This window comes from Enterococcus sp., from assembly GCF_032555305.1.
GTDB lineage: Bacteria > Bacillota > Bacilli > Lactobacillales > Enterococcaceae > Enterococcus_A.
Genome location: NZ_JAWGOQ010000006.1, coordinates 1 through 26159, shown reverse-complemented (window position 1 = coordinate 26159; position 26159 = coordinate 1). Strand labels below are relative to the sequence as shown.

At 38.8% G+C, this 26159-nt stretch carries 24 protein-coding genes and 1 other annotated feature; of the genes, 14 read left to right on the top strand and 10 right to left on the bottom strand.

All coding sequences use genetic code 11. The annotated features are described in order from the left end of the window. The first annotated feature begins 97 nt into the window (after nucleotides 1-97). The 5 genes from rnpA (at nucleotide 98) to mnmG (ending at nucleotide 5773) form a co-directional block, all read left to right on the top strand. On the top strand, nucleotides 98-433 hold the full coding sequence (rnpA, locus tag E6139_RS06300; protein ID WP_316402212.1) for a ribonuclease P protein component: 336 nt from the start codon (nucleotides 98-100) through the stop codon (nucleotides 431-433). 17 nt (nucleotides 434-450) lie between these two features. Next, nucleotides 451-1272 carry a YidC/Oxa1 family membrane protein insertase gene (locus tag E6139_RS06295; RefSeq protein WP_316402211.1) on the top strand — a complete coding sequence of 274 codons (822 nt, stop codon included), beginning with the start codon at nucleotides 451-453 and terminating at the stop codon, nucleotides 1270-1272. A 51-nt stretch (nucleotides 1273-1323) separates the two neighbouring features. Next, nucleotides 1324-2088, top strand: a complete 765-nt coding sequence (gene jag, locus E6139_RS06290) for an RNA-binding cell elongation regulator Jag/EloR (protein WP_316402210.1) — start codon at nucleotides 1324-1326, stop codon at nucleotides 2086-2088. Nucleotides 2089-2458: 370 nt separating this feature from the next. Beyond that, complete coding sequence (gene mnmE / locus E6139_RS06285; RefSeq protein WP_316402209.1) at nucleotides 2459-3856, top strand: tRNA uridine-5-carboxymethylaminomethyl(34) synthesis GTPase MnmE; 1398 nt, start codon at nucleotides 2459-2461, stop codon at nucleotides 3854-3856. 15 nt (nucleotides 3857-3871) lie between these two features. After that, a complete protein-coding gene (gene mnmG, locus E6139_RS06280) occupies nucleotides 3872-5773 on the top strand; it encodes a tRNA uridine-5-carboxymethylaminomethyl(34) synthesis enzyme MnmG (protein WP_316402208.1) in 1902 nt (633 codons plus the stop codon). 96 nt (nucleotides 5774-5869) lie between these two features. Here mnmG and aroD read toward each other — a convergent pair whose 3' ends face one another. The 5 genes from aroD to E6139_RS06255 all read right to left on the bottom strand — a co-directional run bounded on the left by aroD (nucleotide 5870) and on the right by E6139_RS06255 (nucleotide 12127). Then, on the bottom strand, nucleotides 5870-6622 hold the full coding sequence (aroD, locus tag E6139_RS06275) for a type I 3-dehydroquinate dehydratase (protein WP_316402207.1): 753 nt from the start codon (nucleotides 6620-6622) through the stop codon (nucleotides 5870-5872). A 12-nt stretch (nucleotides 6623-6634) separates the two neighbouring features. Next, nucleotides 6635-7822 carry an MFS transporter gene (locus E6139_RS06270; RefSeq protein ID WP_316402206.1) on the bottom strand — a complete coding sequence of 396 codons (1188 nt, stop codon included), beginning with the start codon at nucleotides 7820-7822 and terminating at the stop codon, nucleotides 6635-6637. A 14-nt stretch (nucleotides 7823-7836) separates the two neighbouring features. Further along, entirely contained in the window at nucleotides 7837-8715 is an 879-nt protein-coding gene (locus E6139_RS06265) for a shikimate dehydrogenase (RefSeq protein WP_316402205.1), read from the bottom strand. A 46-nt stretch (nucleotides 8716-8761) separates the two neighbouring features. Continuing rightward, nucleotides 8762-10789, bottom strand: a complete 2028-nt coding sequence (locus tag E6139_RS06260) for an FAD-dependent oxidoreductase (RefSeq protein ID WP_316402204.1) — start codon at nucleotides 10787-10789, stop codon at nucleotides 8762-8764. 120 nt (nucleotides 10790-10909) lie between these two features. Beyond that, a complete protein-coding gene (locus E6139_RS06255; protein ID WP_316402203.1) occupies nucleotides 10910-12127 on the bottom strand; it encodes an MFS transporter in 1218 nt (405 codons plus the stop codon). A gap of 128 nt (nucleotides 12128-12255) precedes the next feature. Here E6139_RS06255 and E6139_RS06250 point away from each other — a divergent pair, with 128 nt between their 5' ends. From E6139_RS06250 to E6139_RS06220, 7 genes are all read left to right on the top strand, one after another. Further along, nucleotides 12256-13149 (top strand): LysR family transcriptional regulator, encoded by an 894-nt coding sequence (locus E6139_RS06250; RefSeq protein WP_316402202.1) that lies wholly within the window; start codon nucleotides 12256-12258, stop codon nucleotides 13147-13149. A gap of 119 nt (nucleotides 13150-13268) precedes the next feature. Further along, nucleotides 13269-13982 (top strand): 16S rRNA (guanine(527)-N(7))-methyltransferase RsmG, encoded by a 714-nt coding sequence (gene rsmG / locus E6139_RS06245; RefSeq protein WP_316402201.1) that lies wholly within the window; start codon nucleotides 13269-13271, stop codon nucleotides 13980-13982. A 76-nt stretch (nucleotides 13983-14058) separates the two neighbouring features. Then, a complete protein-coding gene (locus E6139_RS06240) occupies nucleotides 14059-14826 on the top strand; it encodes an AAA family ATPase (protein ID WP_316402200.1) in 768 nt (255 codons plus the stop codon). After that, nucleotides 14813-15703, top strand: coding sequence for a ParB/RepB/Spo0J family partition protein (locus E6139_RS06235; protein WP_316402199.1), 891 nt, complete (start codon nucleotides 14813-14815; stop codon nucleotides 15701-15703). Before E6139_RS06240 ends, E6139_RS06235 begins: the two co-directional genes overlap by 14 nt. 29 nt (nucleotides 15704-15732) lie before the next feature. After that, nucleotides 15733-15930 carry a DUF951 domain-containing protein gene (locus tag E6139_RS06230; RefSeq protein WP_316402198.1) on the top strand — a complete coding sequence of 66 codons (198 nt, stop codon included), beginning with the start codon at nucleotides 15733-15735 and terminating at the stop codon, nucleotides 15928-15930. A 30-nt stretch (nucleotides 15931-15960) separates the two neighbouring features. Beyond that, nucleotides 15961-17061: a redox-regulated ATPase YchF gene (ychF, locus tag E6139_RS06225; RefSeq protein WP_316402197.1), complete on the top strand. Its 1101-nt coding sequence runs from the start codon at nucleotides 15961-15963 to the stop codon at nucleotides 17059-17061. A 14-nt stretch (nucleotides 17062-17075) separates the two neighbouring features. Then, the gene (locus E6139_RS06220) at nucleotides 17076-17780 is read left to right on the top strand and encodes a DUF1129 domain-containing protein (RefSeq protein WP_316402196.1); all 705 of its coding nucleotides are present in this window, start codon (nucleotides 17076-17078) and stop codon (nucleotides 17778-17780) included. A 39-nt stretch (nucleotides 17781-17819) separates the two neighbouring features. Here the strand turns inward: E6139_RS06220 and E6139_RS06215 are convergent, their stop codons facing one another. Together E6139_RS06215 and E6139_RS06210 are read right to left on the bottom strand one after the other, a co-directional pair. Next, nucleotides 17820-18527, bottom strand: a complete 708-nt coding sequence (locus tag E6139_RS06215) for a DUF4811 domain-containing protein (RefSeq protein WP_316402195.1) — start codon at nucleotides 18525-18527, stop codon at nucleotides 17820-17822. Further along, nucleotides 18524-19990, bottom strand: coding sequence for an MDR family MFS transporter (locus tag E6139_RS06210; RefSeq protein ID WP_316402194.1), 1467 nt, complete (start codon nucleotides 19988-19990; stop codon nucleotides 18524-18526). Before E6139_RS06210 ends, E6139_RS06215 begins: the two co-directional genes overlap by 4 nt. Before the next feature lie 144 nt (nucleotides 19991-20134). Between E6139_RS06210 and E6139_RS06205 the strand changes: the two genes are divergently transcribed. Then, complete coding sequence (locus E6139_RS06205; RefSeq protein ID WP_316402193.1) at nucleotides 20135-20608, top strand: MerR family transcriptional regulator; 474 nt, start codon at nucleotides 20135-20137, stop codon at nucleotides 20606-20608. A gap of 104 nt (nucleotides 20609-20712) precedes the next feature. After that, nucleotides 20713-22197: an IMP dehydrogenase gene (guaB, locus tag E6139_RS06200; protein ID WP_316402192.1), complete on the top strand. Its 1485-nt coding sequence runs from the start codon at nucleotides 20713-20715 to the stop codon at nucleotides 22195-22197. A 60-nt stretch (nucleotides 22198-22257) separates the two neighbouring features. Here the strand turns inward: guaB and serS are convergent, their stop codons facing one another. The 3 genes from serS to E6139_RS06185 all read right to left on the bottom strand — a co-directional run bounded on the left by serS (nucleotide 22258) and on the right by E6139_RS06185 (nucleotide 25683). Further along, on the bottom strand, nucleotides 22258-23538 hold the full coding sequence (gene serS / locus E6139_RS06195; protein ID WP_316402191.1) for a serine--tRNA ligase: 1281 nt from the start codon (nucleotides 23536-23538) through the stop codon (nucleotides 22258-22260). 44 nt (nucleotides 23539-23582) lie between these two features. Further along, nucleotides 23583-23792 (bottom strand) — a binding site (T-box leader). 30 nt (nucleotides 23793-23822) lie between these two features. After that, complete coding sequence (locus E6139_RS06190) at nucleotides 23823-25004, bottom strand: HAMP domain-containing sensor histidine kinase (RefSeq protein ID WP_316402190.1); 1182 nt, start codon at nucleotides 25002-25004, stop codon at nucleotides 23823-23825. Further along, complete coding sequence (locus tag E6139_RS06185) at nucleotides 24994-25683, bottom strand: response regulator transcription factor (RefSeq protein WP_010742532.1); 690 nt, start codon at nucleotides 25681-25683, stop codon at nucleotides 24994-24996. The genes E6139_RS06190 and E6139_RS06185 overlap by 11 nt, the downstream gene beginning before the upstream one ends. Nucleotides 25684-26159: the final 476 nt, after the last annotated feature.

Sequence of the window (26159 nt, the reverse complement as noted above, 5' to 3'; positions counted from 1 at the left end):
CTTCTTAAGGAATTTTTGTGGTAAATAGGGATGATTCCTTAATTTGAAGTATGGTATTATTGTCAGGTATAGATTTAAAAGAAACGAAGGAAACTAGATGCAGAAAAAATATCGGGTCAAAAAAGAACGAGAATTTCAAAAAGTGTTTGAAGAAGGTGCTTCTTTTGCGAATCGAAAATTCGTAGTTTATCGTCTAGAGCCTTCTGACCAAAAACATTTTCGAGTAGGCTTATCAGTCGGTAAAAAAGTTGGGAACGCTGTGGCACGAAATCAAGTGAAAAGACAAATTCGAGCAGTTTTGCAAGAATTGAAGACAGAATTGCCTCCTATAGACTTTATCGTGATCGCGCGGCCAGCTACAAAAGATCTGCCTCATGATGAAATGCGTTCGAATCTTATACACGTCTTAAAGTTAGCAAAAATATTAAGTTAGGAAGGAAACAGATGTAAGTGAAGAAATATAAAAAAATACTATTAATGACAGGATTATTGAGTCTGGTATTCTTGTTATCTGCCTGTGGAACTGGAGAAGTCAGTGCAAACAGTAGCGGCGTGTGGGATCGTTATGTCGTCTATTATTTCGGACAAGCGATCAAAGGGTTATCTTTTGGCAATGTCGGGATTGGGATCATTTTATTCACAATCGTGATTCGGATTATCTTGTTGCCGTTGATGCACTATCAAACGAAAAGCATGCGGAAGACGCAAGATTTACAGCCTAAGATCAAAGCGCTTCAAGAAAAATACAGTAGTCGTGATCAGGAAACACAACAAAAGCTACAAGAGGAAACGAAAAAGCTTTATGCAGAAAATAATGTGAGCCCTTACGCCGGCTGTTTGCCGTTGTTAGTACAAATGCCCGTGATGATGGCTTTGTATCAAGCGATTTTACGAATTCCTGAGTTGCGGTCCGGACATTTTCTATGGTTGAACTTAAGTCAATCCGATCCATACTTTATCTTACCGATCCTTGCTGCAGTCTTTACTTTTGCAAGTAGCTATCTATCAAGTATGAGTCAGCTTGAATCTAATGCTTCATTGAAAATAATGAACTTCGCAATGCCCGTGATGATCTTTGTTATGGCTTTGAATTTAGCTAGTGGGTTATCATTGTACTGGGTAATCTCAAATGCTTTCCAAGTACTTCAAACATTGTTGATCAATAATCCGTTCAAGATTCGTCGTGAACGAGAAGAAGTAGCACGCCAGATTCGTGAACGAGAACGCGCACTTGAAAAAGCTAAGCACCCTAAGAAAAAACGTAAAAAATAGAGATTTCTATTTTCTTTTAAAAATTAAATGCAAAATAAGGAGGTTTAGAAAATGCCTGTTTATGAAGGTCCAACCATCGACGAAGCAATCTCAAACGGATTGCACGCTTTAGGGTTGAAAAAAGAAGCTGTCGAAATTGAAATTTTAATGGATGCGAAAAAAGGTTTCCTAGGAATGGGGAAAAAAGATGCTCGTGTTTCCATCGAACCAATCAAGGTTGAAGAAGCCGAAGCTACTCCTGAACCGGTAAAAGAACCAGCTAAAGAACAGCCAGTCAAACCAGAACTAGAAGCAAAAGCAAAGGAAGCTGCTGACCCAGTTGATTCCGCTAGTCAATTAGTTGAATTGGATGAAGATGAAGCTATCAAAGAATTGGCACTTTACTTAACTAATATTACGAGTGATATGGGTGTGCCAGCGTTAGTCAAGATTCAGCATGAAACGAACGGACTGATTGTTATGAATCTAGAGACCAGTAAACAAGGAATGCTGATTGGCAAGCACGGTAAGATATTGAATGCCTTGCAATATCTTGCACAGGTCTTCCTGCATCGTGTCGCGAAAGAAAAATTGTCGGTAGTCGTAAATGTCGGCAACTATCGCCAAAAGCGTGAAGAGGTCTTAACTCGTTTGGCGCAACGTACTGCAGAGAAAGTAAAAGAAACGGGGCGTCCGGTCTTTTTAGAACCGATGCCGGCTTTTGAACGCAAAATGATTCATTCAGCTTTAAGTAAAGATGAATACATCAAAACGCATTCTGAAGGGGAAGATCCTTATCGCTATTTAGTTGTTGAACCAGCAAAAAAATATTTTTAAATCTTTGAAAAAGTGTTAAGCAGCCTGTTTGCTTAACACTTTTTTCTTGTCGTATTTAGTCAAACTGAAGAAATTCAAAGACAGAGGAATCTCAACGATTTAATTTTGTGATATCGATATTGAAGAGATCGCGATTGGGATAAGAAACGTGACCGGTTACTTGTTTAACTCTGTTTAGTGTGGCGAACTTTTTTACAAAAATTGAGAAACCGTTTGTTTTTAATGCGAAAGCTTGAATTGTTGAAAGATATATGCTAATCTAGCACCAGAATTTTTGTAGAAAAAAGCAGTCAAAGTGCTCAATCTACTCCTTTATCAAGGGGTGGAGTAGGCACTTTTTTTATGTTCTTAATTAATAGGAGGAAAAAAAGTGGCAGAGATTACCTTAGAATTTGACACGATTGCAGCGATTTCGACCCCGCCAGGTGAAGGTGCGATCAGTATTGTACGTTTAAGCGGCGATCAAGCAGTAACGATTGCAGACAAGGTCTATCGTAGCGGGAAGAAGTGTTTACTGGATGTACCGTCACATACGATTCATTACGGGCATATCATCGATCCGGAAAAACAACAGGTAGTCGATGAAGTGATGGTTAGCGTAATGCGCGCGCCAAAAACATTTACACGAGAAGACATTGTTGAAATCAATTGTCATGGCGGTATCGTGGTGGTCAATCAACTACTACAACTAATTTTACGTTCAGGGGCACGGTTAGCAGAACCGGGCGAGTTCACCAAAAGAGCCTTTTTGAATGGACGAGTGGACCTCTCTCAAGCTGAAGCAGTGATGGATCTGATTCGCGCAAAAACGGATCGGGCAATGAATGTCGCGATCAATCAATTAGATGGTAATTTGTCTCATTTGATTCGCCAATTGCGTCAGGAAATTTTGGAAACATTGGCGCAGGTTGAAGTGAATATTGACTATCCGGAATACGATGATGTTGAGGAATTAACAACGCAATTACTGTTAGAAAAAGCACAACAAGTTGGGCAGCAAATTGATGCATTATTACTGAATGCCAAGCAGGGAAAGATACTACGAGAAGGACTAAGTACGGCAATCATCGGTCGTCCTAATGTTGGAAAATCAAGTTTATTGAACTATTTATTACATGAAGAAAAAGCTATCGTAACAGAAATTGCTGGAACGACGCGTGATGTGATAGAAGAATACGTCAATGTTCGTGGAGTTCCATTGAAATTGATTGATACAGCCGGGATTCGTGAAACGGATGACGTGGTAGAACGCATTGGAGTAGAACGTAGCCGTAAAGCTTTAGGCGAGGCAGATTTGATTCTATTAGTTTTGAATCAAAGTGAAATGCTAACTGCGGAGGACAAGGAATTACTAGAAGCAACACAAGGGTTAAAACGGATTATTCTATTGAATAAAACGGATTTGCCTAGTCAGTTAACGCAAGCGGATATTGAAACCTATCTAAGTGAAGAGGAAGTTTTTTCAATTTCAGTTTTAGAAAAAGCTGGATTGGATCAACTAGAAGAAGCCATCGCGAAGCTCTTTTTCGGAGGTCAAACTGGAGAAAAAGATGCTACTTATGTCTCAAACACTCGTCACATTGCTTTGTTAGAAAAAGCGGGACAATCACTGAGTGAGGTTCGTAATGGGATTATGGCGGGCATGCCAGTAGATCTAGTCCAAATCGATATGACGCGTTGTTGGGATTATTTAGGTGAGATTGTTGGCGATAGCGTACAGGATGAATTAATTACACAATTATTTAGCCAATTTTGTTTAGGAAAATAGAGAAGGAGCAACTACATGGAATATCAAGCAGGAAATTATGATGTGATCGTCGTTGGCGCGGGACACGCCGGTTCTGAAGCAGCTTTAGCAGCAGCTCGCATGGGCCAAAAGACCTTATTGATTACGATCAATTTAGATATGGTGGCATTTATGCCATGTAATCCATCTATCGGCGGCCCCGCTAAAGGCGTTGTCGTACGAGAAATCGACGCACTCGGTGGAGAGATGGGACGTAATATTGATAAGACATACATTCAAATGCGAATGTTAAACACAGGAAAAGGTCCAGCAGTGCGTGCTTTGCGGGCTCAAGCGGACAAACATACGTATGCGGAAGAAATGAAGCATACGATTGAAAAAGAAGAAAATCTGACCTTAAAGCAAGGTGTAGTTGATCGTTTAGTTGTTGAAAATGGTATATGCAAAGGTGTTGTGACCTCAACTGGTGCTGTTTATTCAGCAAAAGCAGTAATCATTACAGCGGGTACAGCTTTACGGGGCGAAATTATTATCGGCGAATTAAAGTATTCGTCAGGCCCTAATAATTCACAACCATCAATCAAGTTAGCGGATCATTTACAAGAATTAGGTTTAGAGATCCATCGCTTCAAAACAGGAACTCCGCCACGAGTGAAATCAGGCTCCATTGATTACAGTAAAACAGAAATTCAACCAGGTGATGAAAAACCGAATCACTTTAGTTATCAAACACCAGATAGCCAATATTTAACGGAACAAATCCCTTGCTGGTTGACCTATACGAATCTAAAAAGTCATAAAATCATCCAAACTAACCTTCATCGTGCGCCAATGTTTACAGGGATTGTGGATGGAGTAGGGGCACGCTATTGCCCGTCAATCGAGGATAAAATTGTCCGTTTTGCGGACAAGGAACGCCATCAATTATTTTTAGAACCAGAGGGACGGAATACTGAAGAAGTTTATGTTCAAGGGTTGTCCACGTCATTACCAGAGGATGTTCAAAATGAAGTGCTACACTCAATCGAAGGTTTAGAAAATGCGGAAATGATGCGGACTGGATATGCTATTGAATACGACATGGTGGCACCTCATCAGCTTCGCCCAACCCTAGAAACGAAAGTAATCGAAAATCTATATACTGCTGGACAAACCAATGGAACCAGCGGCTATGAAGAAGCAGCTGGTCAAGGATTAATGGCTGGAATCAATGCTGCTTTGAAGATCCAGGGAAAAGAACCTTTCATCATGAAACGCAGCGATGGATATATCGGTGTTATGATTGATGACTTAGTAACTAAGGGAACGAATGAGCCATACCGGTTATTGACTTCGCGAGCAGAATATCGCTTGATTTTACGCCACGACAATGCTGATTTGCGCTTGACGGAGATCGGACATGAGATAGGTTTGGTGGATGAAGAAGTCTTTCAAGCTTATTTAGTTAAGAAGGCGCATATCGAAGCGGAGATGGATCGTTTACAATCTATTCGACTAAAACCCAACGACGAGGTTCAAAGCTTCTTACGGGCTAAAAAAAGCGCAGAATTGAAAGATGGGGTTTTGGCGAGTGATTTCTTGAAACGTCCTGAGATTTCTTATCATGAGATCTTGCAATTCATCCCAGCTAACGATGAATTAACCGAAAAAGAAATCGAACAAGTTGAGATTCAAATCAAGTATGAAGGCTATATTAAAAAAGCGATGGAAAAAGTAGAGAAATTGAAGCGAATGGAAGCCAAACATATTCCAGATCGGATCGATTATGAAGCCATTAACGGTTTAGCTACTGAAGCAAAACAAAAATTGCAAAAGATTCAACCAGAAACGATTGCCCAAGCTAGCCGCATCAGTGGTGTAAATCCCGCTGATATTAGTATCTTGATGGTATACGTAGAACAAGGCAAGATTGCCAAAGTAGGAAATGAGACAGCTTAGTTTTAAGCTGTCTTTTTATTTTCTCCACCATACAGATGATAAAAAACACTTGAATAACTCATTTTAAGAAATAAAAAAAGCGACAGAATCGTCGCTTTAAACTTGTAAAGTATCAATGATTTTACGTAACTCAGTCACGGAGATTTGTCCAGGGGCTGAGGCTGTTCCCGCAGAGCCGAAAGTTGCTGCCGATCCAAATACCTGACCTGAGATTCGGCTGATCATACCTAATGCTCCCATTGACATGGTGATTAACGGTTGATCGGAATAATTTTCGTACATCTCACGTGTTGCCTCTAGTAAAGTTAAAACATCTTCGCTATTTTGCGGCATCACGGCAATTTTGCATATATCAGCGCCTTTTTTCTGCATCTGCTGCAACCGGGAAAGAATTTCTTCCTTAGGCGGTGTTTTATCAAAATCATGATTACACATAATTACTTTAATTCCCTTTTTTTGGGCAGCTTCTAACGTCTGTGTAACACGTTCTTCAGGCATAAATAACTCTAAATCAATCAAATCAAGACGGCCATGCTCGATCAACGTATCATAAATTTCAAAGTATTTTTCATCGCTCAAAGATAGTTCGCCACCTTCTTTGTAGGTACGAAAAGTAATGAGTAGCGGTTTATTGAGTACTTTTCTTAATTTATGCGAAAGATCAGCCACTATTTTTGTCTGCTCTACATCTTGAAAAAAATCAATCCGCCATTCAACGATGTCACAATCAAGCTGTTGAATATGTTCAGCCGAAGCCAATAACGCTGATTCAGTTCTGTCTACCAGAGGAACGATTATTTTAGGCTTGCCCTCACCGATTATAATTTGATCAATCATTACATTTTTCATATAGTTTCCTCCTTAAGCTGACAAGTCGACTGTTCTGCGATAACGAATGAAAATAATTACCGCTAATAAGAAGCCGATTCCTGCGATAATGGTATCAAATAGCATAATACCACGAACGTTGGTTTTAGCGATGGCTGCTGCAATAATCGGAATAAGGAAAGATGCAATACTACCAAAGGTATAAAAGATGCCTGTGATGGTACCTTTACCAGCAGGAAACATCTCTCCCATCACTGTTAATCCTAGCTGCATCACACCACCAGCTGCAAAGAAACCGACGAATGCTGCACCTATCATCATGACGGTTGGTGTTGGGAATAACCACATCACTAAAATCGTCACAAAAGAGACCAACGTATAGAGTACTACTAAGTAAACAGGGCGTATCTTTGTTGCCAGAACAGCTGTAACGGCGACACAAACTAGAGAACCGGTAGAATAATAGGAAATCAATAAGTTTGCATTGTCAGTCGTCATGCGAGCGACTTCTTCCCCATAAATACCGATAAATTGAGAAATCAAATAGAAGGTCGTTTGAGAAATAAAGCCGTAAATAATGAAGCAGACTCCTTCAATGGCGATTTTCGGTTGGCTTTTAAAAGTAACTGCTTGGATCTCAGTCTGATCATTTTCTTTTGCATCTTGGTCAGGAAATGGTCGTTTCAACAAGAATAAGCCATTTAAGACAAAAACGATAACTGGAATGATAAACGACCAGCCGTACCATAACTGATTGGTATTAATAATCTTTAACATAATTGGTAATGTGAATTGTCCAATCTGCACAAAAGCCTTGATTAAGACGTTTGCTGTACCAGCTTTTTTTGGAAAAGATTCCATCAATGCTGGATACGTACCGGAGTCTAAGAAGGAATTTGAAACTCCGGCAATCACTGCAAAGATCATGGCCATCGTAACACTCTGACTATACAAAATACCGAAAAAATACAGAGAATAAGTAACGATTCCCAGATAAATAAAAGGCTTCCTTCCAAACTTATCGGATAACCGACCAGAAATTAGAATAGCAATCAACCGACCAATACCTAACATGGAGATAACTTTTGCCACACCCATTAAATCGGTATCCCATTGCCCCATCAGAGCCTTTTGATTTTGTGAGATGATGATGACACCCATCCCGTGAATAATGTAGTTAATATAAAGACCGATCGCTGTTGGTAAGTATTTATTTTTCATCTCTAACACTCCGCCTATTCATCAAATAGTAATTCTTTAATATATGTGACTGGCATCTCCTCGCCAGTAAAAAGTTTGAAGGCTGCAGCCCCTTGATAAAGCATCATACCTAATCCGTTAATGGCTTTTTTTGCCCCGTGTTCTTTTGCGAAACGTAAGAGTTTCGTTTCCCGTGGTGCATAGACTACGTCAAAGACGACTAAGTCAGGACGAATCATTTCAGGATCGTTAATTAAGCTTTGATCTTGTAAAGGTTTCATACCAACCCCTGTTGCATCGATGTAAATACTGCTCTCCTGAACAGATTGTTTAAACGCCTCTTGATCTGCCAAATCGGTTAAAGTCGCTTGACAGCTAGTATGCTCATTGATTTTTTTAACTGTTTCTACCGCATTTTCATATACGTCGTCTTTGATATTGAAAATGCGCAATTCTTTGGCACCATCGAAAGCAGCTTGGATAGCAATAGCTGTTCCTGCACCACCTGCACCAGTTAAAGTAACAATTTGATCTTTTACTGAAACACCTTCATCCATCAAGGCTTTCATTGCTCCGATCCCATCAGTGTTATAACCAACTAAATGACCTTGACCGTCCTTGTTTGTAACGGTATTTACAGCTCCGATCAATTGAGCCTCGTGAGAAATTTCATCTAAGTAGGGGATGATCGCTTGCTTATTGGGCATAGAAACATTAGAGCCACGAATGCCTAAAGCGCGTATCCCTTCTACTGCGTCCTTCAATGTCGAATTGTCCACTTCAAATGCCAAGTAAGCATAATCTAAACCTAGTTTAGCAAAGGCTTCGTTATGCATTGTAGGAGACATGCTGTGACGAATAGGGGTAGCGATTAAGCTGATTAATAAAGTGTGTCCATTTAATCTTTCTGTCATTGTTCAATTCCTCACTTATTGTTTATTTTTTATTGTGGATTTAAGATCAAGCGTAAGCAGTGAAAGATGCTTTTCGATGAGCAGTCAAATTATTAATGACTTTTGTCACATCACGTGCTTCTCGGGTGCCTTCCATGATCCTTCTAGCTACTTTGCTATCACCAATATTAAGCAGTGCTACGTCGTGATGATTAGCATAGGCGGTTAGTTTTGCGATTAACGGGGCATTAGCTCTCATTCCTAAACAAATAAAACCTAAATCAAAAGGTAATTCCAATTGTTTTCCTTCAGAATTTTCTACAATAAAATGATCTTTTTGGACTTCCATTAATTTGGTAGAAGTATGAACCTCAACATTATAATCGCGGACAATCTCCATCATTCCTAATTTAGTAATGACATCTAAGTCTTTTCCTAATTGATCGACCATCTCAACAATATGGACTTTTTTGGCTCCGTTTTCGGCATAGTATTCAACAACGTCTAAACCGACTGCGCCACCGCCGATAACTACGACTTCTTTGCCGACGAAATCTTTAAACTTCTCCATGTTTTCTAAAAGATCAAAAATGGAAAACACTTGTCGTTCAGATTTTGCTAACTCATCATGCAATCCTTTTATCGGTGGTAATAAGGGAGTTGCTCCTGTAGTGTTTACAATTAAGTCAGGTGTTTCTTTTAAATCTGATATTGTGAAACGATGATTTAATTTAATAGTTAAGTTCTGAATTTTTTCTGATCTGTTAGTTAAATAGGTAACAAGATCGTCGATTCGACGTTTATCAGGAAACCGAGCAATCTCATGAGCTAAACCACCAAGATACGACTTTTCTTCGTAAAGTGTAACATCTACACCCATTTCTGCAGCACTAGCTGCCGCTTCTAGTCCAGCTGTTCCACCTCCGATTACGACCATTTTTAATGGTGTGATGACCGGTGTTTTTTTATGGGAATCTTCGTAGTAAAGATCAGGATTAACTGTACAGCGAATAGGACGCGATTTAGCGATGCGATGATCAGCACAGCCAATATTACAGGAGATACACTTACGCAAAAGTTCTTCTTGTCCATTGGCGACTTTATTAACCCAATTTGGTTCTGCGATTAGACCACGTCCCATAGCAAGTAGATCAGCATCTCCATTTAGTAAAATCTCTTCGGCACGCTGAGGACTACGAATATTTCCAGAAGTCACGATTACTTTTTCAGGATATTTATTTTTGACTGATTTTGCCATGTAACTGCGCCAGCCATCTTTTAAATTCATTTTATCGATTTGATATTGTAAATTATCATTTAGAGCAGAAGAAACGTTAAGAATATCCACTTCATCCACAAAATAAGAAAGAAGATTCAAGGTATCATCTAATGTATTACCATCCTGTAGAAGTTCATCTGCGCTAATACGTAAAGAGATTGGAAAAAATGGGCCTACTGCTTGACGCACTGCTTGGATTACCATGCGAGCAAAGCGCGCACGATTTTCAGGCGTTCCTCCAAACTCATCAGTACGTTTATTGTAAATAGGAGATAAAAACTGACTGATCAAATAAGAGTGTCCTGCGTGTATTTCAACACAATCAAATCCAGCTTTTTGAGCTCTTGCCGCTCCATCTGCATATTTTTGAACAATTTGTTCTATTTCTGCTTTTTCTAAAGGGCGAGGTGCCGGATTTCCAGTTTTACTAGGGACATCTGATGAAGAAACTGCTTGCATGCCTTGTAAGCGTTGTTGGTAGGCAGATGCACCTGCATGATTAATTTGGACAGAAGTAGCCGCGCCATAGGCATGCATACGTTCATTAAACTGCCATAGGCCAGGAATGAATTGGTCATTATCCATCCTTAATTGCGTTGTTCCATTTGTTCCTAAAGGATAATCGATGCAGATATTTTCTAAAGTGATCAACCCTGTGCCGCCTTTTGCTCGTTGTTCATAATAGGAATAGTGTTGTTCGTTGAAGGTACCATCTTGATTTGCAAAATTTGTTCCCATTGGCGGCATGATTACTCTGTTTTTAAGAGTTAGTCGTTTAATTGTCAGGGGTTCAAAAAGCATTTGATATTTTTTCATTAAGTTCATCCTTTCACAGATAATGAGAACATTCACAATATTTCATCTCTTATTCTACGAAAGGATAACTATAAAATCTAATGCTTTATTTTGATATAAAACATAAATATAATTTATCTTTTAGCTTTCAATGATTTTTGCGGGGAGGTGTTTTTTGTAACGCTGCTGAATGACTAAAGAAGCGATAAAGCCTAATAAAATTAAGAAAACATCAAACCAAAAAACATATTCCATTCCATTTTTGCTTATAATGCCCGTGATATAAGGGGTTACCATAACAGAGGTTGAAGTAGCTAATGAATAGTAACTGGTATATCTTCCTTTTCTGCTTGGAAACAGTTCTAGCATCAAGGCTAATCCTAGTTGCCAAATGCCTCCTGCAGCGAAAATTCCGATGATCAATGCTGCAACGACTGTAGAAATAAAACTTGGGGAAAGCAGCATCCAAAGTAATGATAATCCAGAAATAGCAACACAAAAACTAATTAATTTTGGAATGTTTACACCTTTTTTCACAATGCCAGAAGTAAAAAAGACAGATGCAAAAGAACCGACACTATAAAGGCTGACAAATATCAAGCTATTCTCATGAGAAACAATTCGCATTGCTTCGGTATATTGCGGAATCCAGAGAATAAAGATATTAAAAATTGATACAGAAACAAAAGAGAAAACCAGCAAAGCGACCCCATCAATTTTAAAATCGCCTTTGTTAATGATCTTTTTTGGTGTGTGTACAGGCTCATCAACTGTTTCTACAGGCAACGAACTTAATGGAGGGAATTTAGCAAAAACAAGATAACCTAAATTAGCTAACAAACAAACCGCACACAAGATAAACGGCCAACCAAAAAATAATCCTTCTTTGAGCAGATAACGCGTAATAAATGGCAAAATAAATTGGCCTAGAGAAATAAACGCTTTATTAAGAACGCTAAGAGAACTGTTGGTTTTCTCATCCGGGTAGGCTTCTACTAAGGTAGGGTAAGTGCTAGTATCTAAAAAAGCATTACTGACACCTCCGAATAAGGCAAAGAAAAAGGCTATTTGATAATTCGGACTATATAAAACACCGAAAAAGAAAAGTGCATAAGATATAATGGCGATAATCACTGTTTTTCGGCGACCAAAAGTGTCTGAAAAATAACCTGAAAAATAGAGACTGATTATTCTTCCCAGACCAATTGCACTCATTACTAAGGTGACTTGAGTAGTACTAGCTTGCCATTGGTTTTTTAAAGCAGTCATATTTTGTGAAAGTATAATGGCGGCCATACCTTGAAAAATGTAATTAAAGTAAAGACTGCCAATCAGTAAACGATATTTTGTAGGTTTCATAAGTAATCCCTCTTTATGTGATTGTTTTCACTTGATTATACATTAATAGTATGGTAATTGTATCATTAAAACTAATGATTTATTTTAATAAAATTGATAAAATCTGTTTATTGAATGAGGTGAGAAATATGAACTTAAGACAGCTAGAGTTTTTCGTTTTATTAGCGGAAAGCGAACACATGACTAAAGCGGCCGAGTTAGCTAATACATCCCAACCAAATGTGAGTCATTCGATGACAATTCTAGAACAAGAATTGGGTATAGCGCTGTTTGAAAAAAAAGGGCGCAATATTCGATTAACACGCCATGGTAAAATATTTTATGAGTATGTCCAGCCTGCGCTGCAGAAAATTGAGCAAGGACAACAAAGATTACAAGAAATAATCAACCCCAATTCTGGTGAAATTGAATTTGGTTTCATTTACACAATGGGGTCAACACTTGTGCCACGATTAACTCAAACTTTTCAGCAAAAAAAAGAAAATGAGGAGATTCATTTCGCATTCCATCAAGGCAACTCGAATAAAATTATTCAAATGTTGTTGGAAGATACGATTGATATAGGTATCTGTTCGAAAATTAGCGAAGATAATGACCTGATTTTTCAGATTTTGACACAAGAAGAGTTAGTATTGGTAGTTCCGCTAAACCATCCTTTGGCTAAGCGAAAGACGATTCAAATTGAAGAAACATTAAACTATCCGTATGTTTATTATGGGAAACAAAGTGGCTTACGACCGTATTTGGATCGTCAATTAAAGAAATTAGGCGTAACTTTGAAAATCCAATGTGAGCTGGAAGAAGATCATAGTGTTTTAGGGTTTGTTGGGCAGGAATACGGGATCGCTATCATGCCCAATATCCCATCGATAAATTCTTTTCCAGTAAAAAAAATCACAATCACAGATATTTTGGAAGATCGCAATATTTATTTGGCAGTGAAAAAGAATAATTTAGAAATTCCGGTTTTAAAAAAATTCTATGATTTTTGTCTGGAAAACATTAATGAAAAATGGAATTAAAGCTTTCTTAATCTCCCTGTGAAACATGCGTAAACCATTGCATGTAAAGCTAGAATGCGTTAAAGTAGAGGATAGTCTGTGAAACATTTTGCTGTTTCACGAAAATGAGAGGAATTTTTATGACACCAGAAGAATTTCAAGCGGAATTAAGCAGGCAAGGAATCGATTTATCAACGAAACAGATGGATCAATTTGCGACCTATTTTCAATTATTGGTTGAATGGAACCAAAAGATGAATCTTACCGCGATTACCGATCATCAAGAAGTTTATTTGAAACATTTTTATGATTCTATAACATTGGCTTTCTCGGACACTTTCAAACCAGAAGGGAAGCTATGTGATGTCGGGTCGGGAGCAGGTTTTCCTAGTTTACCGTTAAAAATTGTTTTTCCTGAATTAGAGATTACGATCGTGGATTCTTTGAACAAAAGAATCACTTTTTTGACAACACTGGTAGAGGCTTTACAATTAGATAATGTGTATCTTTATCATGATCGGGCGGAGACTTTTGGACAGAATCCTAAATTTCGTGAGGCGTTTGATTTTGTGACTGCTCGCGCAGTGGCGCGATTGAATGTTTTGACGGAGCTTTGTCTGCCGTTAGTGAAAAAGGACGGCTACTTCTTTGCCTTAAAAGCAGCGAAAAGCGAGGAAGAACTGACGGAAGCAAGACCAGCAATTGCCTTATTGGGCGGTAAGCTGATCCAAGCCGAAGATGTTTCATTGCCAAATGGCGATACACGACATATTATTACAGTGCAAAAAAAGAAAGAAACATCAAAAAAATATCCACGTAAACCTGGTATGCCTAATAAGCAGCCATTGAAATAATTATTTTCAAAGGGATGTTTCGACTTATTTTCTTAGCAGGAAATAAATTCTTTAGTATGAACTAGGAGGAAATTAGATGGCACGGATCATATCTGTTGCAAACCAAAAAGGCGGAGTCGGAAAAACGACGACGACTGTCAATTTGGGTGCGTGCTTAGCTCAGGATGGCAAGAAAGTTTTATTGATTGATAGTGACGCACAAGGAAATGCTACAAGCGGTTTAGGTGTGCGTAAACCTGATGTGAAACAAGATATCTATGATGTTTTAGTCAATGAGGTTTCAATCAAAGAAACAATTATTAAGACACCGCGTGAAAATTTATCGATTGTTCCTGCTACTTTACAATTAGCAGGTGCAGAGATTGAATTGACTTCTATGATGGCACGCGAATCACGTTTAAAGAGTGCTTTAGCAGAAGTCAGCGATGAGTATGACTTTATTTTGGTGGACTGTCCACCGTCATTGGGTCATTTGACAATCAATGCTTTCACAGCCAGTGATGCGATTTTAATCCCCGTCCAATGCGAATATTATGCACTAGAGGGATTGAGTCAACTATTGAATACAGTTCGTTTGGTTCAAAAACATTTCAATCCAGGTTTAGCGATTGAAGGCGTACTGTTGACGATGTATGACGCTCGTACCAATTTGGGTGCTGAAGTAGTTGAGGAAGTCCGTCGTTATTTCCAAGAGAAAGTTTACGATACGATTATTCCGAGAAATGTCCGTTTATCTGAAGCGCCTAGCCACGGCAAGCCGATCATTGATTATGATCCTCGCTCAAAAGGTGCTGAAGTGTATCAAGCTCTAGCAAAGGAAGTGTTAGTTCGTGAGCAAAAATAAAGGATTAGGCCGCGGAATCGATGCCCTATTTCAAGATCTTTCTGAAATCGAGGAGGTCGACATAAAAAACGATCAAGTAATTGAGATTCCCTTGAGTGATCTACGTCCCAACCCTTATCAACCGCGAAAATCATTTGATGAAACGACTTTGCAAGAATTGGCTAATTCGATCGAACAATCGGGTGTGTTCCAACCGATTATCGTCAGAAAATCAGCTGTTAAAGGCTATGAGCTGATTGCTGGCGAGCGTCGTTTTCGAGCGTCTAAACTAGCTGGAAAAGAAACGATTCCTGCAATTATTCGTGAGTTTGATGAAGAAGCGATGATGCAGATCGCGGTATTGGAGAACTTGCAGCGTGAAGACCTAAATCCGCTTGAAGAAGCTGAGGCTTATGAGATGCTGATGAAAAACCTAAAATTGACGCAAGCTGATGTGGCCAATCGTCTTGGAAAGAGCCGCCCATATATCGCGAATTATCTTCGACTTTTAACTTTGCCTAAACTGGTTAAGGAAATGGTGCAAGATGAGCGTTTGTCAATGGGTCAAGCCCGCACCTTGTTAGGTCTAAAGAAAAAGGATCAAATCTTAAAATTAGCAAATCGTGCGGTAAAAGAGAATTTGACAGTACGTCAATTAGAACAAATTGTTAATGAATACAATGAAGGTAAAGCGAAAGATAAGAAAAAAGGACCTCGTTTGACCAAAGAAAAACCATACTATTTACGAGAAAGTGAAGATCGTTTGATGGACAAATTCGGAACAGGGGTCGAGATCGTTGAGAAAGACGGTAAAGGAAAGATATCGATCGAGTATCTGTCTCCATCTGATCTGACACGAATCTTAGACATTTTGAATATTCATTTTGATGAATCGTAAGAATGTATATGGAATAGGAGGATTGCCAGATGTATGATTTAGGTGATATTGTTGAAATGAAGAAACCGCACGCATGCCAGACAAATCGTTGGGAGATCATTCGGATGGGTGCGGATATCAAAATCAAGTGTGTCAACTGCGGACATATCGTTATGATGACGCGACGTGATTTTGAAAAGAAAATGAAAAAAATCCTTGAAAAGAAAAGCGATACAGTTCAAGAATAATTCCTTAGTAGAGAAAGAGTGAAGTAGACCATGGCCTTAACAGCCGGAATCGTAGGTTTGCCGAATGTTGGTAAATCTACCTTATTTAATGCAATTACGAAAGCAGGAGCAGAAGCTGCCAACTATCCTTTTGCAACAATTGATCCAAACGTAGGGATGGTGGAAGTACCTGATTGGCGTTTAGAACGTTTGACTGAATTGGTTCATCCGAAAAAAACAGTACCGACCACATTTGAATTCACTGACATTGCTGGGATCGTCAAAGGTGCAAGCAAGGGTGAGGGGTTGGGAAATCAATTCTTGAGTCATATCCGACAAGTCGATGCGATATGTCACGTGGTACGTTGTTTTGACAATGAAAACATTACACACGTAGAAGGTCGAGTGGATCCATTAGAGGATATTGAAACGATCAACTTGGAACTGGTTTTAGCAGACTTAGATTCTGTTAATAAACGCTATGCTCGAGTGGCAAAAGTTGCTAAAACAAAAGAAAAAAATGCAGTAGCAGAATTAGCTGTTCTAGATAAATTAAAACCCGTTTTAGAAGAAGGGCAATCTGCTCGTACAATCGAATTTACCGAAGAAGAACAAAAGATAGTCAAAGGTTTATTCTTGTTGACTAGTAAACCAGTTCTGTATGTAGCAAATGTCGATGAAGATACCGTGGCCGATCCAGATGACAATGAATATGTACAAACCGTTCGTAATTTTGCTGCCAGTGAACATTCAGAAGTGATTGTTGTTTGTGCTGAAGCCGAAGAACAAATTGCGGAGTTGGACGATGAAGATAAAGCTGAATTCTTAGAAGCAATGGGCGTTGAAGAATCTGGGTTAGATCAATTGATTCGTACAGCGTATGATTTACTAGGTCTAGCAACGTATTTTACTGCTGGTGAACAAGAAGTTCGTGCTTGGACCTTCAAAAAGGGAACGAAAGCGCCTCAAGCAGCAGGTATTATCCATACTGATTTCGAACGTGGATTCATTCGGGCTGAAACAGTATCTTTTGAAGACCTAGATAAATATGGCAATATGCATGCGGCAAAAGAAGCGGGTCGTGTTAGATTAGAAGGAAAAGATTATGTTGTGCAAGACGGCGATGTAATGTTGTTCCGTTTCAACGTTTAGGGAGGAAAGAAACAATGGAACCAGAGAAGTTGCAAACGTTGCAAACTGAGAATGTTCAACTTGAAGAAAAGTTGACTAAGCGTAACGAACAATACATTTTTGACTTGAAGAAAGCTTTAAAAGCAGCGAACTTAACGGATGAACAGACGATCGTTGCCTTAAATGAGATGCTGCCAACTTTAGTTGAAGAACAAAAAACAGGGAAAACGGCTCGACAATTGTTCGGAACTGTGTCCGAACGTTTAGACGCGATCGTGAATAAACCTGCTGAACAGAAAAAATCAACCACTGCTTCATTGATGTGGTTGGATAATTTCTTACTATTATTCGGTCTTTTAGGAATTGTTGCCGGAATCATGGGATTGTTTGTTTCACGTGGAACACAAACGGTTACTTATGGTTTAACAACGTTACTTGTAGCTTCAGCAGTCGGTGGTTTAGTATTCTATATGATGTATCTATTTGTTTATCAATATGAACAACCAGGAGCTGATAAATCGAAGAAACCTAAAACCTGGAAGACAATTTTAATGTTGGTTTCGGTTACGATTGTATGGTTCTTAGTCTTCAATGGAGCGGCACTATTACCGCCAGCATTGAATCCTATTCTTGATCCGATGGTTATGGTCGTACTATCAGGACTTGCTTTAGCGCTGCGTTACTACTTAAAAAAACGTTTTGGCATTGTCAGCAGTTTAGCTACTGCACCACGTAGATAAAAACAAAAGAAGCAAAGTTCAGACGAACTTTGCTTCTTTTTATTTTGTTGCTTCAGCAATTAGTTTTTTCATTGCTTGTTGTTGGTATTCAGCAGTTGCTTGTTGAATGACTTTTTGTTGTGCTGTTTGATCCATTGATGGGTTTTGCATCATGGCAGCTTTGACTTTTTCTTGAACGAAAGACTGAGCAGCAGTTTGCATAGTCGTCTTATTTTCTTGCACTAATTTCGCTAATTTTTTCGCTTGATCGGTACTCAGAACCAACCAATCTTTTTGAACATCGAAGGTGTTTTTTTCCTTAATCAATTGGTGATTCTTGCTGGAAAGTCCAAACCAGAATTTTATCGTGTCATTTTTATAAACCCAATAGGTTTTTGTTGTCTGTAATTGAGATTTTGCTTGATCCTTTTTCACAATATTGCTGACATGATCTGTTCCTGTTGGTTTTGGCTTTTTCTGTGACTCATTGGTTTTATACAAATAAATTTTCTCTTTCCCATTACCAAGTGGTTGGTAAATCAACATCTTCATAGCTTTATTATCAGCTGTAGAGGTTAACGTTTGTGTCGTTGTTTCCGTAACTTTCTTCATACCATAATGGTAATGATCATTGGCAGTAATAAAACCTAGACTGATTAAGAAGATTGCCGCGAAAGCAACGGAAAGAATTGTTTGCCAAGTCTTTTTAGCAAATATATTTGTTAACGCAAATGCTAATACGCTAATGATGGTTACAACGAAGATCATTTTGCTGCACTCCCTTCAACTTTTTTATTAGCTCTCAGGAAGAAGGTAATGATGAAACCTACGAACCCAAACACGACAGCGACAAAGAACGCTGCATGGTATCCAGACAAAGTAGCGCTGATTGCTTGATTTTTATATGATAACGGCAAGGTTTTTAATAAATGCGCTGATGGTAGATTATCTTTTGTGACATTCGTTAGGATGCTGATTAAGATAGCTGTCCCAATCGAACTAGCCACTTGACGGAAGGTATTGTTTACTGCTGTACCATGACTGATCAGATTCATAGGTAATGCGTTCATGCCGGAAGTTGTGACTGGCATCATAACCATTGAGATACCGAACATTCGTAAAGCATATAGGATCACGATCATTGCTATCGGTGTTTCTTGCGTTAAGAAAGCAAATGGTAAAGTAGCGGCTGTAAGAATCAGCATACCGCCGATCGCTAAACGTTTCGCTCCATGCTTATCAAAAATCGCCCCTGTAATCGGCATCATCAGTCCCATAATCAAAGCTCCTGGCAACAACATCAAACCTGAATGGAAGGCTGATTCGCCTCGGATATTTTGAATATATAGTGGAAGTACCATTTCGGCTCCTACCATTGCCATATTTACTACACCACTCAAGATAGCAGCGATTGTAAAAGTTGGTGACTTAAATACCCGTAGTTCTAGGAATGGATGCTCCAAATGCAGTTGGCGCCAAACGAATAATCCGATAACGACTACTCCGACGACTAAAAAGCTAATAACTTTTGCGCTACCCCAACCATCATTACCAACGGAAGAGAAGCCGTATAGCAAGCTACCAAAACCGATAGTTGATAATAAAGCTGATAGTACATCGATACTTGGATTAGATAATTGGATAACACTCTTCATTAAGAAGATTGCCAATACTAAAACTAAAACGACAATCGGAATCACCATTCCGAACAGATCTCGCCAAGTGTAGTGATCAATAATCCAACCGGAAAGGGTAGGGCCTAAAGCTGGTGCAAGACCAATAACTATACCAGCCATCCCCATTGCGGATCCGCGTTTTTCTGGTGGGAAAATCGACAACATAATGTTTTGCAGTAATGGCATCGAAATTCCGACACCAGCAGCCTGGACTAAACGTCCGATCAATAATGTAGAAAAATTTGGTGAGACAAAACAAGTAATTGTACCGATCAAAAAGATTGTCATTGCTGTTATGTACAATCTCTTCGAACTGAATTTATTGATCAGCCAAGCGCTGATGGGGATCATGATCCCATTTACCAGCAAGAAGCCAGTTGTTAGCCATTGAACACTAGAAGCAGATATATCGAAAGCTTTCATTAGTGCTGGAAAAGCTGTTGTTAATAATGTTTGGTTTAACACCGTACAAAATGTTCCTATCAATAGTACAACGACTAATAAAGAACGATTGTAGGGTTTTCCATAAATATCGATCGTTTGATTATTACTCACGATCTAACGCCTTCTCTCTTTTTGAAAATTTTCAGAAACAATAAATGTTCGTTTGTTACTTTACTGCTATTCGATTCCTTTGTCAACTTACTTGACACTATTGTTATCGAAAGTATAATCAGTAGGTGAAGAGAGGGATGCGGTGTGAAGAATAATACAGTCAAGCAGCTCCTAGAAAGTGATGACTTACTAGTAGGTATCAGTGAATTAAGTAAAGTAACCGGTGTTTCACCACGACAAATTCGTTATTGGGAACAAAAAGGCTACATTGAATCAACAGGTGAAAAGAGCGGTAATCGAAAATTTAAGTTGCCGATGGTGATCAAAGTAGAGATTATCAAACATTTTTTGGATGAGGGCTACACGTTGATTGCTGCAGTTGATAAGGCTTGTGAACGGCAAGAAAACATTCATCAAGCAAAAATATTGCTGCGCGATGTATTCAAAGGAATTCAACAGGTTGGAGACCGCTACACAGTGATACGTTTAGACGATTTTATCAATAAGAATGGCTTCTATTTGATTCGAGACAATGATACGAACCAAGCGACTTATCAAATGTTCGGGGATGAGAGCGAAATCACTACGGAATTACTAGAAAAATGGTTTGGAAACTGAGAAAAATAAAGGTTAGATGAGGATTTTGACACTAGTTGTTGACTTCACTCGCTCATTCTGTTAGTTTTTTTATTAAAAATAATTCTGGGGAGTGGTAACGAACAATGTCTAATTGGGAAACGAAATTTGCAAAAAAAGGTCTGACTTTTGATGATGTTTTGTTGATTCCGGCGGAGAGTCATGTATTGCCAAATGAAGTGGATATGAGCGTACAATTGGCGAAAAATATTAAATTGAACATTCCGTTAATGAGTGCAAGTATGGATACTGTGACAGATAGCAAAATGGCGATCGCTATGGCTCGGCAAGGCGGGTTGGGGGTTATCCATAAAAATATGAGTGTTGCTGCCCAAGCAGATGAGGTTCGAAAAGTAAAACGTTCAGAGAGCGGTGTAATTATTGACCCGTTTTTCTTAACACCAGAACACAAAGTACAAGATGCTGAAGATTTAATGAGTCGCTACCGTATTAGCGGGGTGCCAATCGTTGAAACATTAGAAAATCGCAAGTTGGTCGGTATCATCACTAATCGGGATATGCGGTTTGTGACGGATTATGATATGTTGATCAATGATGTTATGACGAAAGAGAGCCTTGTGACTGCTCCCGTTGGAACAAAATTACAAGATGCAGAAAAAACACTGCAAAAACATAAAATTGAAAAATTACCAATTGTCGATGATGAAGGTCGTCTAAGTGGACTAATTACTATTAAAGACATCGAAAAAGTCATCGAATTCCCAAATGCAGCGAAAGATGAACATGGGCGTCTGTTGGTTGCTGCAGCGGTAGGCGTAACAAGTGATACCTTTGAACGTGCTGAAGCTTTATTGAAAGCAGGAGCAGATGCTATTGTAATTGACACAGCTCACGGACATAGTGCGGGTGTCTTACGCAAAATTCGAGAAATTCGTGAAACATTCCCAGAAGCGACTTTAATTGCTGGAAACATCGCAACTGCTGAAGGGGCAAAAGCACTATATGATGCTGGTGTGGATGTCGTAAAAGTCGGAATTGGCCCTGGCTCAATTTGTACAACTCGTGTTGTCGCTGGTGTTGGTGTGCCGCAACTAACTGCGATTTATGATGCAGCCTCTGTTGCGCGTCAATATGGCAAAGCAATCATCGCAGATGGTGGAATCAAATATTCTGGCGATATCGTAAAAGCATTAGCGGCTGGTGGACACGCAGTGATGCTTGGCTCGATGTTGGCCGGAACAGACGAATCTCCTGGTGAATTTGAAATTTATCAAGGTCGTCGTTTCAAAACGTATCGCGGAATGGGTTCATTAGGTGCGATGGAGAAGGGTTCAAGTGATCGCTATTTCCAAAGTGGTGTTAACGAAGCGAATAAATTAGTCCCAGAAGGTATCGAAGGGCGTGTCGCCTACAAAGGAACCGCAGCGGATATTATTTTCCAAATGATCGGCGGACTGAAGGCTGGTATGGGATATGTCGGTGCAGGAGATCTAAAACACTTACGTGAGAATGCACAATTTGTTCAAATGAGTGGGAATGGACTGAAAGAATCACATCCACATGATGTTCAAATCACCAAAGAAGCACCAAACTATTCAGTAGAACAATAAAAAAATTTCTTGATAGATAAAAACAGCGACTTCGCATAAGCGTAGCCGCTGTTTTTGTATTTAATTTTCTTTTTTGATGACCTTCACATTGCCCATGTACGGAACCAAAACTTCTGGGATAGTAACAGAACCATCTTCATTTTGATAGTTTTCTAAAATGGCGGTCACAGTCCGTCCAACAGCTAACCCTGAACCATTCAAAGTATGGGCGTATTGGACTTTACCATCTTCATCGCGGTAACGAATCATCGCACGTCGAGCTTGGAAATCTTCACAATTAGAGCAAGAACTAATTTCACGATAGGTATTTTGAGCAGGAACCCAAACTTCAATGTCGTAAGTTTTTGCAGCTGAGAAGCCCATATCACCAGTACATAAAGTAATAACACGATATGGCAAGTTTAATTTTTGTAAAATAATTTCGGCATTTTGAGTCATTTTTTCTAGTTCATCGTAAGAATTTTCTTTATCACTGAATTTGACCATTTCTACTTTATGGAATTGGTGCAAACGGATCAATCCACGGGTGTCACGACCAGCACTACCTGCTTCAGATCTGAAAGAAGGAGATAGAGCAGTGAAATAGATCGGCAAATCTTTGCCATCTAAGATTTCGTCAGCATAGTAATTTGTCAAAGGAACTTCAGCGGTTGGGATCAAGGTTAGATCACGATCTTCAACTTGGAACACATCTTCCTTGAACTTAGGAAATTGTCCCGTACCGAACATTGCTTTACTGTTCACTAAGTAAGGAGTAATCATTTCAGTATAGCCTTGTTCATAGACATGTTCATCTAACATAAAGTTATAGACAGCGCGCTCCAAACGAGCAGCTAAGCCTTTGTAATAGACAAAACGACTTCCAGCAACTTTCGCACCTCGTTCGAAGTCCAAGATATCTAGATTTTCAGCGATATCCCAATGGTTTTTTGGTTCAAAAGAAAATTGACGTGGGGCGCTCCAGCGACGAACTTCTACGTTGTCATCTTCATCTTCACCGATCGGTACAGAATCATGTGGTAAGTTTGGTAGAGTTGTAGCAATTTCAGTTAATTGAGCATCAATGTCAGCTACTTGTGTATCGAATTCTTTGATTTTTACGCCAACTTCTTTCATTTCAGCGATTTTATCAGCGGCCTCATTTTTTTCACGTTTTAGTTTAGCAATTTCGGTTGAAACGTCATTTCGATATTTTTTTAACTCTTCTGTTTTAACTAATAATTGGCGTCGTTGTTCATCTAGGTCTAAGAAACGTTTCAAAACTTCTTCTTTTACGCCTCGAGTTGCTAATCTTTCATTAACTTCAGCAAAGTTGTTACGAATCATTTTTACATCTAGCATTGTTTTTCCTCCTTTAAAATAAAAAAACACCGTTTCATCCCAATAACAGGGACGAAACGATGTTGAATTTCGCGGTACCACCCAAATTCAGCCTAAGCTGCACTTGTTTGACGGATATCGACGTCACTCGGTTTTTCTTTCAAAAAACGCAGATCATGAAACTGGATTTCCTTAAGCTGCTTTGTTGATTTTCACCAGCCATCAACTCTCTAAAAAAACACACATAAGTACTTGGTTTCCTGCATATCTTATTGACACCAGTATAAGCAATCAAAAATTTAAAGTCAATGATTATCCGAGATAGTCTTTACCTGATTCTTATAGAGAGGCAAGTGAATAATGAACGAGGTCCAATCTTCATTAGATTGGGCGTAGATGTACCCCCCATGAAGATTGACAATATTTTGAGCGATTGCCAGACCAAGTCCAGTCCCGCTGATTTCTTGCGAACGTGATCCATCAACTCGATAAAAACGATCAAATAATTGATCCAAAGCTTCTCTAGGAATTGGTGTCCCATTATTTTTCACTGTAACAACAGCTTCGTTTTTCGCTTTTTCAATTTCGATAACTATTTTATCCGCTTCAGTTCCGTATTTTAGTGCATTGGTAATCAGATTGTTGAAGACACGTACAAGTTTTTCCGTATCTCCATCCATAATCAATTGATTCTCTTTTGTATCGACTTGAATCTGAATGCTTTTCTTCCTTGCTTCCAATTCAAAATCAGCGGCCAATTGCTCTAATAATTGTACCATGTCAAATGAAACATTATTAACTGGAACAGAAGGTTGTCGAACTTTAGAATACTCAAACAGGTCCTCTACCAAGGATTTCATCTGTTTGGCCTTTTTATAGGCAATACTAGTATATTTGAGAATTTCATCGGGATTTTGATATTGACCGTCCTCGATTAGACCAAGATAGCCAATGATCGAGGTTAATGGTGTTCGAATATCATGGCTGACATTGGTAATCAACTCATCTTTGGACTTCTCAATCTCACGTTCATCTTCGATAGCCGCAACGGTACTATCGACTAAACCGTTGATGCTGTCCACGACTTTGCTGAGATCTCCACGCAGCTCAAAAGGGATACGATAATTATAATTCCCGTTAGCGATATAATGTAGTTCGTTAATGATATGACGCAGCTGCATTTGTCGATAACGACGAATCAAACGCCAAAAGACAACAAGCAAATCAATAATAATGAAGAATGGAATAACGAAATTGCGACCACTCCAAAAAATATCACTGTCAAAATTGTTCGCAAAAATATCTTTTGATCGATAAATAGCATCACTTAAATCTGGTGAGTTGCTAAGCATCTGAGTGAAAAGGACCATAATCGCTACATTCAATAGAAGTAATAAAATGACTGTAACGATTCCTTCAGCAATTAATTCGCTGACTTCCTTTGAAGTAAGAGTAATTCTTTTTTTCTTTTCTAAGTTATTTTGCATCTATTTTATAACCCACACCCCAAACGGTTTGGATCACTTTTTCACCATCAGTCGCTTCTTCGATCTTATCACGTAAGTGGCTGACATGAACCATGACCGTTTTCGCTGAGACGATACTTTCTTGTTTCCAGACTCGTTCGAAAATTTCGTCTGCGCTGAAAACACGATTTGGATGACTTGCTAATAGATAAAGAATACCGAATTCTAGTGCCGTTAATTGAATTTCTTTTCCGTCAACAGTTTTTACTTCATGGGAATCCTTGTTAATAATCAAAGACTGAATTTCGAGAATATCAGGCTGATCTTCTGCAACATGCATCTTAGTGCGGCGCAATAGTGATTTGACACGTGCCATCACTTCTAAAGGATTGAAGGGTTTTGTGACATAGTCATCAGCACCAGCAACCAATCCTTTTATCTTATCCATATCCGTTGTTTTAGCCGTTAACATGATGATCGGTATTTGCGATTCCTTTCTCAATTCTTTTACAACCTGCATGCCATCCATAACAGGCATCATAATATCTAATAGTAATAAATCAATATCATTTGTAGTTCTGAGTTTACTCAATGCTTCTTTACCATCGTATGCTTTTACGACTTCATAACCTTCATTGTGCAAATAAATACTTAATAGTTCTACAATTTCTTTATCATCATCTGCAACTAATACTTTCATTAAATGTTCCTCCGTCCATAAAAATGATTACATCCTCATTTTACCAAAGAAATCAAAGGAAGGCGAAAGACAGAACTATGAGTTAAGGAAAAATCAAAAATAAAATGACGAAAGTTAATATTTCAAGATAGGTAGTAATTGGATTTTTGAAAACAAAAAAACGAACGAAAACGAGATAATTAGTTTTATCCATCGGGTTTAAAAAAAGTAGATCAAATCGTCATTTTTTCGTTGACCAAATCCTTTAAAACTGCTATATTATTTTATGTTCTGAAACAGAAAAAAATATTTCGGAACACCTAAAATTGTTGTTGACAGATAACGGTCTTTCAGTTATTCTATCAAAGTCGCATAAAGCGATGGCGACAACTTCTTCGAAAAAAACTTCAAAAAAGTTGTTGACATTCACTCAGTAACCTGTTAAGATATAAAAGTTGCTGAAACAACGCGACAAACAATGTAGACCTTTGAAAACT

Coding starts and splice junctions, on each gene's coding strand:
- E6139_RS06270 (WP_316402206.1), bottom strand. CDS start 7,822: ATGAAAAATAAATACTTACCAACAGCGATCGGTCTTTATATTAACTAC.
- ychF (WP_316402197.1), top strand. CDS start 15,961: ATGGCCTTAACAGCCGGAATCGTAGGTTTGCCGAATGTTGGTAAATCT.
- serS (WP_316402191.1), bottom strand. CDS start 23,538: ATGCTAGATGTAAAAATGATTCGTAACAACTTTGCTGAAGTTAATGAA.
- rsmG (WP_316402201.1), top strand. CDS start 13,269: ATGACACCAGAAGAATTTCAAGCGGAATTAAGCAGGCAAGGAATCGAT.
- E6139_RS06250 (WP_316402202.1), top strand. CDS start 12,256: ATGAACTTAAGACAGCTAGAGTTTTTCGTTTTATTAGCGGAAAGCGAA.
- E6139_RS06260 (WP_316402204.1), bottom strand. CDS start 10,789: ATGAAAAAATATCAAATGCTTTTTGAACCCCTGACAATTAAACGACTA.
- jag (WP_316402210.1), top strand. CDS start 1,324: ATGCCTGTTTATGAAGGTCCAACCATCGACGAAGCAATCTCAAACGGA.
- E6139_RS06220 (WP_316402196.1), top strand. CDS start 17,076: ATGGAACCAGAGAAGTTGCAAACGTTGCAAACTGAGAATGTTCAACTT.
- E6139_RS06215 (WP_316402195.1), bottom strand. CDS start 18,527: ATGATCTTCGTTGTAACCATCATTAGCGTATTAGCATTTGCGTTAACA.
- E6139_RS06240 (WP_316402200.1), top strand. CDS start 14,059: ATGGCACGGATCATATCTGTTGCAAACCAAAAAGGCGGAGTCGGAAAA.
- E6139_RS06265 (WP_316402205.1), bottom strand. CDS start 8,715: ATGACAGAAAGATTAAATGGACACACTTTATTAATCAGCTTAATCGCT.
- guaB (WP_316402192.1), top strand. CDS start 20,713: ATGTCTAATTGGGAAACGAAATTTGCAAAAAAAGGTCTGACTTTTGAT.
- rnpA (WP_316402212.1), top strand. CDS start 98: ATGCAGAAAAAATATCGGGTCAAAAAAGAACGAGAATTTCAAAAAGTG.
- E6139_RS06185 (WP_010742532.1), bottom strand. CDS start 25,683: ATGAAAGTATTAGTTGCAGATGATGATAAAGAAATTGTAGAACTATTA.
- aroD (WP_316402207.1), bottom strand. CDS start 6,622: ATGAAAAATGTAATGATTGATCAAATTATAATCGGTGAGGGCAAGCCT.
- mnmG (WP_316402208.1), top strand. CDS start 3,872: ATGGAATATCAAGCAGGAAATTATGATGTGATCGTCGTTGGCGCGGGA.
- E6139_RS06190 (WP_316402190.1), bottom strand. CDS start 25,004: ATGCAAAATAACTTAGAAAAGAAAAAAAGAATTACTCTTACTTCAAAG.
- E6139_RS06255 (WP_316402203.1), bottom strand. CDS start 12,127: ATGAAACCTACAAAATATCGTTTACTGATTGGCAGTCTTTACTTTAAT.
- E6139_RS06230 (WP_316402198.1), top strand. CDS start 15,733: ATGTATGATTTAGGTGATATTGTTGAAATGAAGAAACCGCACGCATGC.